This window comes from Nitrospinota bacterium (genome assembly GCA_009873635.1).
GTDB lineage: Bacteria > Nitrospinota > Nitrospinia > Nitrospinales > VA-1 > LS-NOB.
Genome location: WAHY01000033.1, coordinates 1 through 15,004, shown reverse-complemented (window position 1 = coordinate 15,004; position 15,004 = coordinate 1). Strand labels below are relative to the sequence as shown.

The following is a 15,004-nucleotide window of genomic DNA, read 5'->3' as shown; positions in this document are numbered from 1 at the left end:
CCTTACACTATTTTTTCCCTAATTTCTTAATACTAGCTAAACCAAAAGAGGCTCTCTTGGAAAAATCTGAAAAAATCTGGCTGGATGGCAAAATGGTCCCCTGGCACGAAGCCAATGTCCATGTTCTCACTCATACTCTGCATTACGGATTCGGTGTCTTTGAGGGCATTCGGTGCTACAACTCTAAAGATAATGGGTCGTCTGTTTTCCGTCTGCAGGAACATATCGACAGATTGTTTCAATCGGCGGTCATTCTTGGCATTGAAGTCCCTTTCAGCAACAAGGAAATCATTCAGGCCACCCTTGATGTCGTCCGTCAAAATAAGCTTGATGAATGTTACATCCGCCCCATCATATTCCTGGGCGATAATAAAATGGGTCTCAATCCTAAAGGAGTCGATGTCCGTTGCGCGGTTGCCGCATGGCCATGGGGCACGTATCTGGGAGAAGACGGTCTGGACACGGGAATCCGGGTCCGAATGTCGTCCTTCACCCGGCACCATGTCAATGTCACCATGACTAAAGCCAAAGCCTGTGGCTATTACATTAACTCAATTCTGGCCAAGGCTGAGGCTGTTAGAGATGGTTACGATGAAGCCATCCTTTTAGACCCTTCAGGTTACGTCTCAGAAGGTTCTGGAGAGAATATATTCATATATGCCAAGGGAAAATTGCATACCCCGGGTTTATCGAGTTCTAATCTGGACGGGATCACCCGCAATGCCGTGATCGAAATTTGTGCCGAGTTGGGGATTGCCCTGGAAGAAAGAACCATCACTCGTGATGAACTGTATATCGCCGAGGAGATTTTTCTGACTGGAACCGCCGCTGAAGTCACACCGGTTCGGGAGGTCGACAACCGCGTCATTGGGACTGGCAAAAAAGGCCCGGTTACAGACCGTATCCAGAAGACATTTTTTGAAGTGGTTCGCGGCGATCACCCCAAATTCGAGAAATGGCTCACCAGGGTCTGATAATAAAATCGCGGATGTGCCTTGCTATTTCAGTTTTTAAATCATATTTATGAAAACATAGCACTGAAAATGTTGGAGATTTTGAGTTATGCCGATTTACGAATACGAATGTGACAAATGCGGAGCCATCTTTGAAGCCATGCAGGGCATCTCCGCGAAACCCTTAACGACCTGTAACGGGCTGGGTTGTGACGACAAGGACAATGGAAAAGTCCATCGTCTGGTTTCCGCTTCCGGATTTATTCTTAAAGGTTCAGGATGGTACACGTCCGAATACCCTTCTGAAGCTCGCAAGAAGGGATGGGAAAAAGAAAGTAAACAAAGTAATGCCGGCTCAGATGCACCTGCACCAGCATCTACACCGGCACCCGCTGCGGAAACCACTGCCACCAAATCACCTGAACCTGCAACTCCGGCTAAGAAACCCTCGCAAAAAAATCCATATTCAGGAGGGAAATCCAAAAAGGCAAAAGGTTCCAAATAAATTGGAACTTGCATCATGACTGATCACCTCCACCAAAATATTTTTTATTCCATTCTGGAAGGGGTTTTGCTCGTTTCCCCTTCAATGGTCATTCAGGAAAGCAACCTGGCGGCTGAGGACATGTTCCATCGGTCGCGCGAATCGTTCCTCAATCGCAGTCTTGAAGAGTTATTTCCCCGCCAGCCTCAGCTCATCGATAAAGTCCGCAAAGTTCTGGTAACGGGTGCCTGTTATCACGATGTAGAAGCAGAGGGAATGCGCAATGTCCCCTCCTCTCGATTTCCGGCTAATTTAACCTTGTCACCTTATATGGAGTCTGATGACTCCATTCAAGGTGTGGTCGTACTTATCAAAAATATGACCCTGATTCGGGAACTTGAGGAAAGACAAAGGCCCTCAGACCACCTTAATAATATGGGAAAGCTGGCAATGGGCATGGCCCACGAAATACGAAATCCATTAGGAGGAATTCGCGGGTCAGCTCAGCTACTTCGGCAGGAAATCAAAAATAAAGCGCACCAGGAATATCTGGATATTGTGGTTTCAGAAGTGGACCGGATAAACAGGATGGTCAAGAGAATGATGGACCTGACCAAGCCCCTGGACCTGAAAATGAAGAGCACCAATATCCATAAAGTTTTGGAAGAAATCCTGTTGCTGGAAAAAGACACCCTTACGCGCAAAAAGGGTCGGTTTGAACAAATTTATGATCCCAGCCTGCCTCCCATTCAGGCTGATGAAGACCAGTTGAAGCAGGTATTTCTCAACCTCATAAAAAATGCCATCGAAGCATCCCGAAAGGGAGGTAGAATTCAAATCATCACCCGTATCAGTTCAGGTTACTCGGTAAAATCGGCGTCTTCCGCTGTAGCAAAACAAAATATCGTTGTCGAAATCATTGACTCAGGAGAAGGTATGGATGAGGAGACGCAAAAAAAACTGTTCACTCCCTTCCATACCACGAAGACAAAAGGAAGTGGTTTGGGGCTTCCTATTTCCCTGAAAATTGTCAAAGACCATAATGGGCTCATCAAAGTCACCTCAGAAAAAGGTTTAGGCACCACAGTGCAAGTATTTCTCCCAATTGCCCAGAGATGATAAGATAAAAACATGACCGGAAATCAGAATAAAATCCTCATAGTCGATGACGAGCAAAATATCCTTTGGGTTCTGAAAAAAGGGCTGGAAAAGAAAAACTACCTCGTTCACACCGCTACCTCTGCTGAAGAAGCCTTGAAGCAACTGGCTGACAACCAGTATTTAATGATGTTTACCGATATCTTCATGGGAGAGACCAACGGTTTACAACTCCTCGAACAACTCCGTCAAGTTTCACCAGGATTGAAAGTGGTTATGATGACCGCTCAGGACTCTATGAACAACACCATTGAGGCGATGAGACTGGGTGCTTACGATTACATCACCAAGCCTTTTGATTTTGATGAGGTTTTCCGCTTAATCCAAAAAGCAGAAATTGCCCAGTCCGTATCCGCGCCAACCTCTGGAACACCCAGCCAAAATCAGGAAGCCGACACACAAGAGTCAAGCATCACATCTGCAATTGTCGGAAAAAGCAGGCAAATGCAGGAAATTTTCAAGACCATCGGAAAATCAGCGGGTTCAGACCTGCCTGTCCTGATCACGGGTGAAAGTGGTACGGGTAAAGAAATGGTCGCCAGCACACTTCATCAATACTCCCACAGGAAAGAGCATCCCTTCATTTGCATCAACTGCGCCGCCATATCGCGTGAGCTATTGGAGTCGGAACTTTTCGGTCACGAACGCGGGGCTTTCACCGGAGCCATAGAAACCAAAACAGGCAAGTTTCAGCAAGCTGATGGCGGCACATTGTTTCTTGACGAAATAGGTGATATGGAATTGACCTTGCAGGCAAAGATCCTCCGCGTCCTGCAAAACAATGAATTTTACAGGGTTGGCGGCAAAAATCCGATCACCGCTGATGTTCGAATCATTGCCGCAACCAATCAGGACCTGGAAGAAATGATGAACCTGAAACGGTTTCGCGAAGACCTGTACCATCGCCTCAATGTAATACATATTGACATGCCGCCATTGAGGGAGCGGCTTGAAGATGTTCCTTTACTTGCAAATCATTTTATAAATCGATATGCCGACACCCTGGCACGAGGAGATATATACCTGTCTCCAGATGTCGAACGAATTCTGAGAGACTATCACTGGAGCGGAAATATTCGCGAACTTGAAAATGTTATTAAACGAGCCCTGATGCTGGCTCTTTCCGGCCCAATCCTGCCTGAGCACTTGCCGCCTCATCTGCAGGAAGATGACGCAACGGATAGTGAAGGACAATGGGACGATCGACTGAACCAGTTACTGCAAGACTTTCTTCACAACAATAATAATGAGGATGGAAATATTTATGACTCACTCATTCAAAAAGTGGAAAAACATCTTTTTGAAATCCTGCTAAGTAAAAACTCTGGCAAGCAGGTCGCCACAGCAAAAACTCTTGGCATCAACCGCAATACTCTTAAAAGGAAAATCGACTCCCTGAAAATTTCTCCTAAAAACCATAAGCCCAACGGCTCCTGATCCTACTGTTCCATGCAAAGCCAGAGCATTCTCTCCATACAAACACCAGTAGGGCCGCCAGCAGAAATCATCCGCCACACTTACAGTTCGCAAACAACAAAGCCAACGAAACGTATCTCGCTGGTTGCCGGACTGCACGGTGATGAGCTGGAAGGATTGTTTATCTGTCACCGACTGATGCAAATCCTGGAGAACCTGGAAGAACAAAATTCCCTTAAAGGGGAAGTTAATATTTACCCCGCTGTAAATCCTCAGGCACTTGAAACAGGAACCCGGTTGTGGCCCTTTTTCTCTGTCGACATCAACCGCACATTTGGAAGGTCCTCTACAGCCTCATTGCCCTCAGAAGCCTCAAGGACACTTATTGAAGATCTTAAATCCCATTCCGACCTGGTCGTCGATGTACATTCCAGCAATCTTCATCTTATGGAACTTCCGCAGATAAGAATCATTAAGGGATTTGAAAAAAAGCTGCTTCCTCTTTCCAAACTTTGCAATGTCAACCTGGTCTGGATCCACCCTCACGCAGAGATTTTTGAGTCCACTTTAGGTTTCAATTTGAATCAGTCCAATATCCCTACACTTGTCATTGAAACAGGAATCTGCCTTCGCATCAATAAACCGCATTGTGAAAATATTGTAGTCGGCATCCTCAACCTGCTTCAGAACAGCGGAGTTCTCGATACCGCTGAACCCCCTGAAAAAGTGTCTGAGCCCAGAGTTGTGCAACCCGATGACGTAGTTATGATCCAGGCAGGTAGTGCGGGACTATTCATCAAACAGGCTGAGGCAGGGCAAATGGTATCCGATGGAGAAAAAATAGGTGACCTGATAGCCCCTGTAACGGGAAAAGTGCTGGAAGAAATCCATGCACCTTGTTCCGGACTGTTATTTACATTAAGAGAACATCCCCTGGCATCAAAAGGCGCACCACTTGCCCGCATAGCCAAAGAGGAGACGGCGTGAAAGAAAAAGTCCTTTCCATTCCTACAGCGTTTGGCGCCCCGTTGGAGCTTCATAAAAACAGTTGGGGAAAGTCTGGCGAAACCCTGTCTATCGTGAGCGGACTACAAGGTGACCATATCAATGGAATGTATTTGAACTCACGACTTTCTCAGTTTCTCGACTCTGTTGTTGAAGGTGTTGATCCTAACTATACTCTCAAAGGCCGGGTTGTCAGTTTCCCGGTCGTAAACCTTAACGCAATTCAATCGGGGTCAAAGTTATGGCCTTATGATGGTATGGACATGGAGCTTGCTTTTCCCGGCAACCCGCAAGGAGAAATGACTGAAGCCCTCGCATCTGCTATTTATAACCACACAGTGGACTCCTATTGGGGACTGATCCTGCAATCCGCCCCTCCGCACTATGAGGACGCTCCGCATATCCAGACTATAAAATTTGACAGGAACATCAAAAAACTGTGCCGCGACTTAAAGATAGAAACCGTTAGAAAACAAAATGAGACGTTCAACCTGCTTCATCACTGGCATACACAGGGAATTATTTCTGCTGTCCTGTCTTCAGGTTCTCCAAGGACCCTGAACAGGCAGCAATGCGAAACCCTTTTCCAGGGAATCGTAAACTTTATGCTGGCAGAGAAAATCCTGAAAGGAAAAGTAAAACCTGAGGAAAATGTTAAACCCAAATTTTACCAACAGGAAAATGAAATTCCTGTACTTGCCGGTTCTGCAGGAATGTTTCTCAAAGAAACAAAATCAGGAGTTTTCATCAAAGCCGGACAAAAGATAGGAGAAATACGTGAGATTTATAGCGGCAAAAGACTGGAAGAAGTGACCGCTACGACAGACGGGTTTATTGTGACCCTGAGACAATATCCCGTCGTTTACGAAAAAGAACCCTTGGCCGTAATCCTGACCTCTAAAAAGTCCTGGCGAGAGCTCCTGCCCTGGTCAGCGTAACTGGAAAAGAAACACAACCTCAATACCGCATAACCTGCCAAATAACACTATTGCATTATTTCCACGGAAATCGGTTCGCCAGTTACGGTTACATGCATTAAGAAAAGGATCATCCCAGCCAGGCACATCAGAGTTCCTGTCACAGTCATGACTGTGCCACGCATCGATTTGGGCTTTACAATATCCGACTTTCTACGGCCATAGCGGTTGCGGGGATCTTTTAAAACCTGCTGTTCCTCCCTTTCCCATTTACTGCAGACACTCAGTATAAAAGAGCCAAACAAGACCATCGCTATCGCCCAGTACTGTTCAACCACTAAAAAGTCCATTTGTTCCTTTTTTCTTAAAATTTCAATACGGTATTGACATTCAGTATAGCAACAAACGCTTAATAAACAAAAGGTTCAAAAGGACAAAATGTTGCCAGCCAACAGGGGTTGGGTTAAACTTTAATATAAAAAGCGCACCCTTATCCGGCAAACCCATTGTGAACAAAACCGAACTGGTCATTGATCAAGAAAACACCGGCTACCGATATTCTATCGAACCATTTCTACTGGCCGATTTTATAACCTTTTTGCCAGATCAGTCCGTATTGGATATTGGCACCGGTTGCGGCATCATCCCCCTGTTGATGGTACAGCGGGAACCGAGCCTTAAGGTTACCGCAATTGAAATTCAGGATACCTCTCAAGCTAAAAAAAACTTTCGCCAGAATGATATGGAACATCAAATTTCCCTGATACAAGGTGACTTCCTGAATGAAGCCCTGATACCGGAATCTTTCGATCATATAGTTTCAAATCCGCCTTACAGGAAAATTAAAACAGGGAGAATAAATCCTGATTCTAACAAAGCCATTGCCAGGCATGAGCTATCATTAAATATGAGTTCCCTGATAGATAAATCTGCACCGCTTTTAAAAAAAAATGGACAAATCAGCCTCGCCTATCCGCCTGAACGATTGGGGGAACTCATGCGGGAGCTTGAATGCAAGGGCTTGTATCCAAATAAGGCGCGCTTTGTCCATGGTAATGACCAGGCTCCGGCTAAAATTGTCATGGTTTCAGCCCTTAAAGGGAAAAGGTCTGATTTTGCTGTGGCTCCTCCATTAACGGTTTATAATAATGACGGAAATTATTCGAAAGAAGCGGCGAACCTACTCCGTTTATTATGACGCTGAAGCCAGATAGCAGACCCGTAATGCTCTAAAGATAAATATTTTATGACTCCTCTAATCATACTAACCGGACCCACGGGATCAGGGAAAAGTGAAACAGCCCTGGCCCTTGCCCGAAAACTGGACACGGAAATCATCAGCGCTGATTCCATGCAGGTCTATAAATATTTTGATATAGGCACCGCAAAGCCTTCTCTGGAAGTGAGGAAGGAGATACCCCATCACTTGATTGATATTCTGGAACCACAAGAAGAGTTTAACGCCTTTGACTTTAAAACCAGGGCTCTGGAAATCATCCATGACCTGATGAGTCGGGAGAAAATCCCAATATTGGTGGGTGGCACTGCACTATATATAAAAGTTTTGATCGAAGATTACGATTGTGCAGAAGGAGCATCTCCTGAAATCCGTGAAAAAATCCGGCAGGACATTCGTGATCAGGGTGTAGAAAAAATTTACCGCAAGCTTAAACAAGCAGACCCTGAATACGCGGCAAAAATATCTGCAACCGATTCTCTGCGCATCGAACGTGCTTTAGGAGTTTACTTGGATACTGGAAAACGTTTTTCTGAATTTCACCAAAAAGACTCTCCCGCATCAGAACGATTTCCCATCCACACTTTTATTTTGGATAAAAATCGCAGCGAATTATATTCGCAGATCGACCAGCGTGTGGATAAAATGATTGCAGAAGGGCTTGTTCAGGAAGTAAAAAGTATACTGGACCGGGGTCACAGCCCCGATTTGAAACCCTTCAACAGTATTGGCTATGCGCAAATGGTTCAATATCTCCTGGGCAAAATTGATTTGGAACGTGCGGTTTATGAGATTAAAAGGGAATCACGGCATTATGCCAAAAGACAATTAACCTGGTTCAGAAAAATGCAGGATGCCAGCAACCTGACAGTAGAGAGTACAGACTCAGCTCAAACTTTGGCAGAAAAGTTATTATCTTTTCTTCCCAAAGTTGCCGCTTGTTTGCTGGCCGTTTTCCTGGGCTTTGCTCAACCTGCTGAAGCCGCTCCCTATGACGAAGCAAAAAAACTATTCCAGAAAAAAGAATTTGCCAAAGCAAGAAACAGCCTTCTGGCACTGCAAAACCAGTCACCGGATTCGATAGAAGCCAAACGCGCCCGATTTTTACTTGCCCTCATCCGCACCAAGCAGGAAAAGCAGGAGGAAACAATCAAACTTCTCGAACCATTGGGCGAAAAATATTCAGAGGTCGAAGACTATATCCAGTTTTACTTAATCCAGGCACTGGCTAAAACCGGGAAACACGAAAAAGTGAGGGACAATACCCTCTCACTCCTAAAAAAGATTCCAGACACCCTGCTTTATCCCAGGCTCCAAATGATTCTTGCTGAAGCTCAAATCAAGTTGGGAGAAATAGATGCAGGCATAAAGACGCTGGAAGAAGCCATCTTATCTATAAACAAAGATTTTAACCACCAGAAGTTCCAAAAATTTCTTCCTGATCTAATTTTCAAACTGGCCCTGGCGCAGGAGCAATCTGGAAAACAAAAGGAAGCTTATTTAAACTTTCGTAAACTCCACATCAAGTACCCCAACCATGACCAGGCCGTTGAGACTGAGAAGGCAATTGCCAGGCTTGTAGCATTGGAATCGATCAAAGAGACTCCTCTAACATTGAGAGAACACACCGACCATATTAAAGGGTTGTTCGAGAATGTGCGTTATAAGGAAATCATTGAAGAAATTCAACAACTGAAGAAGGACAACAACCTCTTGCCGGGAAGGTTCTATTTTTTTCTAGCCCAGGCCCATAGAGGACTCCGGGACCGCAAAAAAGCCAATGAAGTCTATCTGCAATTTCTGAAATTGTATCCGCATCACGCCAAGGTTCCAAATGCCAAGTTCAACGTTGGCAGAAACCTGTGGAACCTGGGCAAACCTTTGGCCGGAGCAAAATATTTTCAAACTGTCACCAGGGAAGCACCTTCTTCAGAGTTAGCGGTAAAAGCACAGTTTTTCCTGGGAAAGATTTATGAGGAGCGTAAAAATTACCCCGAAGCTTTGAAGAACTACAAAATGGCCTTGGAAAAATATCCAGAAGACGATTATGCCCAATGGGCTGGATGGAGATTAGGATGGGTGCATTATCTGGATGGAAAGTTTGAGCAGGCGTTTAACAAGTTTCAGGAGGCGGCCCATCGTTTTCCCGACCAGTCGTTTATCGAGTATAACCTGTACTGGAGCGGCAAGTCGGCCGAAAAACTGGGCAAAAAAGATGTAGCGCAGGATCTCTACACCAAGGTTGCGGAACTATATCCCTATACGTTCCATGGTATTCGCGCAAAAGACAGGCTTCTGGAACTGGGTGTCAAAAACCTTACTGAAAAACAAGATACCAGGCCGGTAGACAAAGATGAAAGCCTTCAATTGGGTCGACCTCTCACCAAAAGGGAAAGGTTCCATCACATTCGGGCAGTTGAATTGGCTCAACTTGGTTTAAATCAGGAAGCACGTGACGAAATCAAGGAGTTGCAGAAAACCGTTCGGAAAAACCTGACCGGGGTTTTGTGGCTTTCCCAGCTTTATCACGAGGCACAGGGCTATGCGGAATCGCTCAGGCTTTTGCATTTGTATAAAGACTTCACCACCAAGCCCAATGAAAAAAACCTGTCAGAGAAATTCTGGAAACATTTTTTTCCCCTGGCATACAACGAAGCCGTTTTGGCCTACGCAAAGTCCCGTTCCGTGGATCCCTTTTTTGTAAACGGCATTATTCGGCAGGAAAGCCTGTTTGACAGTCAGGCACTTTCTCCCGCGGGTGCCCGGGGCCTGATGCAAATTATGCCCGCAACCGGTAAAAAGCTTTACCCGAAAACCAAATTGAAAAAACCTTTTGAAACCGATGCGCTATTTGACCCGGAACTGAACATCCGGTTGGGAGTAAAATATGTCAGCCAATTGAATAAACGATTCAATAAAAATGGCATGCACATCCTTATTTCATATAACGCGGGACCGCATGTCCTTAAAAAATGGCTGAAGCGATTTGGTCATTTGAGAGACCAGGATGTGTTTATTGAATCCATCCCCTACCCGGAAACCCGACGTTATGTAAAACATGTATTGAGAAACCTGGGTATCTATAAAGCATTGTATCCTCTCTCATAAAAGCTACCAGGCTATAAAGAGTTTCTACAAAATTCAAAAGAAGCTGGTGGAAGATATCCCCCCAAAGGTTATAATGGCAGAAACCAAAAATATTCTTTTATGAAAACAAAGGTCCATTTACAAAAAACAGAAAAATATTCACTTGAGCGCCTGGAGCATTTCATCCGCGATTCTTTGAATATTCTGGATCCCAATGCTTCCTTGTTCAGTCCGGGACAGAAAATTCTTTTAAAGCCAAATCTTTTACGTGGATTCGAGCCTGACCGTTGCGTCACCACACATCCTCTCGTGGTTGAGGCTGTATGCCGGGTTCTCAGGGATTTTTCAGTAAGCCAGATAGTTATCAGCGACAGCCCGGCACTGGGGAGTTTGTCGGCAGTGGCTGATAAAGCCGGCTATGGTTATTTGGAAAAAAAATATGGCGCGGAAATACTCCCTTTGACAGATCCTGTCCCCTTCGAAAATAAAACAGGTGTTCCGCATTTAAAAATTGCCGGTTGTCTTGAGCGCTATGACCAAATCATTAATCTACCCAAAGTTAAATCTCATTGCCAGATGACCATGACACTGGGTATAAAAAATTTGTTTGGCCTGGTGATAGGAAAGCGCAAACCGGTTCTTCATTGCCTCGTAAAGAACGACAAACTGAAATTCGGGGAAATGTTGATAGATATCGCTCAACATGTAAACCCCTGCTTGACCATCGCGGATGGAATCCAGGCTATGCAGGGACAGGGACCAATTAATGGAACCCCCTGTTCGCTTGGTGTGATGGGCGCTTCAAAAGACATGACCGCTCTCGACCGGGTTTTTGCGGATCTTTTAAACATACCCCTGGATAAAGTTTACGCACTTCAGGCGGCAAAACTTAAACAGTTTGGCCAATATCATATAGAAAATATGGAAATTTCAGGTACCACCGATTACCAGTCTCTTTCAGTAAGAGATTTTAAACAGGCTTACCCAATGGACATTTCTTTCAATCCGTTCAGGCTTATCAAATCCTTATTAAAACAATTTTACGAATTAGGAATTAAAGAACCCATTCATGCCAGGGGTAAATAACGGGGAACCCTTGCAAGGCGGCACTATTAAGGAGCCACTCTGCGGTTGCCTTGTATCTAATTATTGTCAAAATTTACAGAACAACAACCAAGGTCAAGGCCTGTTTCTTTATTATTTAGAAAATATTTACCCGGATGGATAAAGTTGATAACCTTGTTGCCTTCTCTTCGGGTTCCTACCAGGCCTGAGGCTCTTAAAATGGAAAGATGATGGGAGGCCTGGGGTTGCCCCATGCTCAAAGAACGGACAATTTCAGAAACACTTTTTTCACCTTTCAGCAATAGCTGGACAATTTTCAGCCTGGTTTCATCCCCTAAAGCTTTCAGGATTTTCGCGCATTCCTCTGAGTCTGTGTATTGCTCGTCCATGGCACCAAGTATATGGGCTCCTTGTATCCCGTTCAAGTTTAATCCAAATAACATTAAAGCATGAGCAAAGAGATCATAAATCCGAACAATTGGGTCGAGCTTTACGCGGATATGATGTACCGTTTCGCGCTTGTTCGGGTTAAAGACCCTGATGCAGCCGATGAACTGGTCCAGGCAACGTTTTTTGCCGCATTAAAATCACAACATACATTTGCTGGAAAATCGTCTGAAAAAACCCGGCTGTTTGGAATACTGAAGCACAAAGTCATGGATCACTTCAGAAACTTAAAGAAACATATTTCAACCGATCTGAATTCAAACGAGGAGTCTGGCCGGATACATTTTGATTCCGAAGGGCATATGACTCCCGGACCGGGGAAGTGGAATATTGACCCTGAAAAGGCTGCCGAAAATAACGAACTGGCCAAAGTCCTTGCAGCATGCCTTGAAGGGTTGCCCGAAAAATTTCACAAATTGTTTGTTCTCAAGGAGATGGACGGGTTAAGTTCGGATGAAATCTGTAAAGAATTCAATATCAAACCGACCAATCTATGGGTTATTCTTCACCGGACCAGGAATCAACTCAAGCTTTGTCTTGAATCTAATTGGCTCAACTCTAAATAAAAGCTGGTATGATTAGTGGAATGATGAAAGCATTTAGAATGACGTGCGAGGGTGTATACCCGCTTATTTCAGAAAACCGGGACGGCTCCCTGCCTTTCTTCAAAAGGTTGCGTCTGAAAATGCACTTGACCTTATGTGGTCTATGTAATATTTATCAAAATCAATTAGATATTTTGGGCAAGATCGCCCGGTTATTGGGGAAAAATGAAACAAAAGCCCTCGAAGAAACCAGCATGAGACCTGAAACAAAAGAAAAAATTCAAAAATGGATCTTAAATAAAACTTAACAACTAATTTTAAGGAATAAAGCTTTGCCGGAAAAAATAACCAAAACCGATAGTGAGTGGCAAAAAATTCTGACTGAAGAGCAGTTCCAAATTTGCCGGGAAAAAGGGACCGAACGGGCTTTCACGGGTAAGTATTGGGACTGCCATGACAGGGGAACTTATCATTGCGCATGTTGTGATGCGCCTCTGTTTTCCTCTATCGCCAAGTTTGATTCTGGTACAGGGTGGCCGAGCTATTATCAGCCGGTTGCTCCTGAGAATATTTCCACCGAAGAAGACACAAAATTTTTTATGCGGAGGACAGAAGTGCTATGCAGCAAATGTGATTCTCACCTTGGACATGTCTTTGAAGATGGTCCAGAGCCGACTGGCCTTCGCTATTGCATTAACTCCGCCTCTCTGGTACTGCATAAATCAAAACCATCCTGACTAAAAGGGTGTTTCATAGGTAGTCTTTAGTGTCGCCACAGCAAACACTGGTTCTCAACCATGCTCACAATGCATTTTTTCAGCCATTTGCAGCAAAGCCTCTGAGAATACTCCGTGCAGTTCCCGTCGGATTTTCTTTGAGTCATATTCAACCATTGAACCTCCACCGTTTAGAAAATCCATCTGCTCGTTGACCTTCACGCACGCTTGCTTTTTATCTTCACCCACTGATGTTTGAAGCAACATAAGACTGCAAAAATCGATACCCGCCTCAACCGACTGCGTCAATTGAGGATTGATTTTGAATCCTCGATTCTGCAAGTGGCCGATAATTTTTAGAACCTTTTCAAACTCTATACGTGCATTTACATAATCCTTATCCAGCACATACTGCAGTGCCTTCATCATGGCCAGTTCCTTATTACCCTTGAAATGTGGGTAAGGAGCGGGTTGACTGAAATAGCGGTTCTCCAAATCAAACAACAGGGCAAGCGCGTTTTGCCGGGTTTTCATTTTTGACAAAGGGTTCTCATTGGGCAACCCTTTATTTTTCGGGTTGATCTGTTCCGAAATATAAAACCAGGCAAGTGTTTTAAGTGCAAGAGGTTGTGATGCCGCCCCTTTCAAAATAGCATGCTCGATGTGATTAAGACCGACAAGCCTGTGGTCTCTGCCTCCCTGCATAATAAAGTTGCCGAGTCCCCCTAATCGGCTGTTGCCATAACGGTACATTCCCAACCCAAAATAGGCATCGACAAGTGCGGGGTTCAAAGAAATGGCCTCTTCAAGGTGGTTGTCGGCCTGGAACCCATTTATCAGGGCTTCCAAGAGCTTTCCCTGACCATATACAAAGATAGCAATATAACCTTCCGATGCACCGAGAAATAAATTTGCCTGGGCTTCCTGTTCAGGTGATACCGATTCATCATCCAGAATCTCATTTGCCAGATCTTTCACCTGCCTGCTGTGGTACATAAATTTTTCAGCAATTTTTTCATCCTGATATTTGCTGGTGAAAGCCAAAGTGTGACAAAGCTCCCCCAGCAACCCTGCGTAATTGAAATGAAACTTCATAAGTTCCACCCGGTTTTCAATGGATGGCATAGCGGATTCCAGACGATTGATTTCTACCTGAAACCGGACAAACCACTCGTCAAAGTGATAGTACATGGAATCTTTAAGTGCCAGAGTTGCCATTTCATCAGCGGTCAGGTTATTCATCGAGGCACTGGGGTTGGCATTGGCAGTAACCATGAAAATAAGCAGGGCACAAACAAGAAAGAAACCGGTTCTAATCTTGAGTATATTTTCATACATAGGCAACAACCATCAGGAATGCCTGCTAAGGAGTTGGCGGATTTGACCGACTCTTTGATAATCTTCCAGTTTCACAAAAAGTTTTTCGGCCTTTTTTAAATGAAAGAGTGACTTATCTTTATCCAATATATTTTCGCGATATAATTTTCCCAGAACTAAATGACCCTCTGCAAAATCAGGTTTGATCCTGACCACTTCTCGGAAAGCAGCACAGGCTTCATCAAATAATTCAGAATCCATAAGGGTCAAACCAAAATAAAACTGAACCTGAACAGAGTCCGGTTTCAGGGCAACGGCCTTTCTCATATAATCTACAGCCAGCGTAATCTGTTTATCCATTCGACAGGCTATACCCAGATAATAATAAACATTAGAATCATCAGGGTCGACACCCAGAGCGCGGGTCAAAACCTGGATGGCCAATTCCAACTCATGTTGTTTGATATAAGATGCTCCCAAAGCTGTATAGGCGTGAATAAAATCCGGATTGATATCAATCGATTTTTTGAAAACCCATACTGCCTTGTGCAAGGCGTCAATACCATTTTCCTCCATGCATCCATATGCCACGCCCATATTGTAAAAAGCATCCAGAAAATCAGGCTTGAAACCTTGAGCCATCCGATAAGCATCTAC

15 protein-coding genes are annotated in these 15,004 nt (G+C 44.4%); 11 read left to right on the top strand and 4 right to left on the bottom strand.

Annotated elements, in window-relative coordinates; all coding sequences use genetic code 11:
- Window positions 1–56 precede the first annotated feature (56 nt).
- The 6 genes from F3741_12040 (at window position 57) to F3741_12015 (ending at window position 5,954) form a co-directional block, all read left to right on the top strand.
- Window positions 57–974 carry a branched-chain amino acid transaminase gene (locus F3741_12040; GenBank protein ID MZG31511.1) on the top strand — a complete coding sequence of 306 codons (918 nt, stop codon included), beginning with the start codon at window positions 57–59 and terminating at the stop codon, window positions 972–974.
- Window positions 975–1,062: 88 nt separating this feature from the next.
- Window positions 1,063–1,458: a zinc ribbon domain-containing protein gene (locus tag F3741_12035; protein MZG31510.1), complete on the top strand. Its 396-nt coding sequence runs from the start codon at window positions 1,063–1,065 to the stop codon at window positions 1,456–1,458.
- 15 nt (window positions 1,459–1,473) lie between these two features.
- The gene (locus F3741_12030) at window positions 1,474–2,556 is read left to right on the top strand and encodes a PAS domain-containing protein (protein ID MZG31509.1); all 1,083 of its coding nucleotides are present in this window, start codon (window positions 1,474–1,476) and stop codon (window positions 2,554–2,556) included.
- A 12-nt stretch (window positions 2,557–2,568) separates the two neighbouring features.
- Window positions 2,569–4,032: a sigma-54-dependent Fis family transcriptional regulator gene (locus tag F3741_12025; protein ID MZG31508.1), complete on the top strand. Its 1,464-nt coding sequence runs from the start codon at window positions 2,569–2,571 to the stop codon at window positions 4,030–4,032.
- Window positions 4,033–4,044: 12 nt separating this feature from the next.
- On the top strand, window positions 4,045–4,998 hold the full coding sequence (locus tag F3741_12020) for a succinylglutamate desuccinylase (GenBank protein ID MZG31507.1): 954 nt from the start codon (window positions 4,045–4,047) through the stop codon (window positions 4,996–4,998).
- Window positions 4,908–5,954 carry a hypothetical protein gene (locus F3741_12015; GenBank protein ID MZG31506.1) on the top strand — a complete coding sequence of 349 codons (1,047 nt, stop codon included), beginning with the start codon at window positions 4,908–4,910 and terminating at the stop codon, window positions 5,952–5,954. Before F3741_12020 ends, F3741_12015 begins: the two co-directional genes overlap by 91 nt.
- Window positions 5,955–6,001: 47 nt before the next feature.
- On the opposite strand, the gene F3741_12010 is transcribed toward F3741_12015, so the two are convergent.
- Window positions 6,002–6,283 carry a hypothetical protein gene (locus F3741_12010; protein MZG31505.1) on the bottom strand — a complete coding sequence of 94 codons (282 nt, stop codon included), beginning with the start codon at window positions 6,281–6,283 and terminating at the stop codon, window positions 6,002–6,004.
- 32 nt (window positions 6,284–6,315) lie between these two features.
- On the opposite strand from F3741_12010, the gene F3741_12005 reads away from it, so the two are divergent.
- The 3 genes from F3741_12005 to F3741_11995 all read left to right on the top strand — a co-directional run bounded on the left by F3741_12005 (window position 6,316) and on the right by F3741_11995 (window position 11,343).
- On the top strand, window positions 6,316–7,131 hold the full coding sequence (locus F3741_12005; GenBank protein ID MZG31504.1) for a methyltransferase: 816 nt from the start codon (window positions 6,316–6,318) through the stop codon (window positions 7,129–7,131).
- A gap of 48 nt (window positions 7,132–7,179) precedes the next feature.
- Window positions 7,180–10,278, top strand: a complete 3,099-nt coding sequence (gene miaA, locus F3741_12000; GenBank protein ID MZG31503.1) for a tRNA (adenosine(37)-N6)-dimethylallyltransferase MiaA — start codon at window positions 7,180–7,182, stop codon at window positions 10,276–10,278.
- A 99-nt stretch (window positions 10,279–10,377) separates the two neighbouring features.
- Window positions 10,378–11,343 (top strand): DUF362 domain-containing protein, encoded by a 966-nt coding sequence (locus F3741_11995; GenBank protein ID MZG31502.1) that lies wholly within the window; start codon window positions 10,378–10,380, stop codon window positions 11,341–11,343.
- A gap of 56 nt (window positions 11,344–11,399) precedes the next feature.
- On the opposite strand, the gene F3741_11990 is transcribed toward F3741_11995, so the two are convergent.
- Entirely contained in the window at window positions 11,400–11,765 is a 366-nt protein-coding gene (locus tag F3741_11990; GenBank protein MZG31501.1) for a winged helix-turn-helix transcriptional regulator, read from the bottom strand.
- Between the two features lie 6 nt (window positions 11,766–11,771).
- Here F3741_11990 and F3741_11985 point away from each other — a divergent pair, with 6 nt between their 5' ends.
- Both F3741_11985 and msrB read left to right on the top strand, forming a co-directional pair.
- Complete coding sequence (locus F3741_11985) at window positions 11,772–12,335, top strand: sigma-70 family RNA polymerase sigma factor (GenBank protein ID MZG31500.1); 564 nt, start codon at window positions 11,772–11,774, stop codon at window positions 12,333–12,335.
- Between the two features lie 311 nt (window positions 12,336–12,646).
- Window positions 12,647–13,051 carry a peptide-methionine (R)-S-oxide reductase MsrB gene (gene msrB, locus F3741_11980; protein MZG31499.1) on the top strand — a complete coding sequence of 135 codons (405 nt, stop codon included), beginning with the start codon at window positions 12,647–12,649 and terminating at the stop codon, window positions 13,049–13,051.
- A 54-nt stretch (window positions 13,052–13,105) separates the two neighbouring features.
- On the opposite strand, the gene F3741_11975 is transcribed toward msrB, so the two are convergent.
- Complete coding sequence (locus F3741_11975; protein ID MZG31498.1) at window positions 13,106–14,368, bottom strand: hypothetical protein; 1,263 nt, start codon at window positions 14,366–14,368, stop codon at window positions 13,106–13,108.
- Between the two features lie 12 nt (window positions 14,369–14,380).
- The coding region (locus F3741_11970; GenBank protein MZG31497.1) for a tetratricopeptide repeat protein at window positions 14,381–15,004 on the bottom strand (624 nt) is incomplete at its 5' end.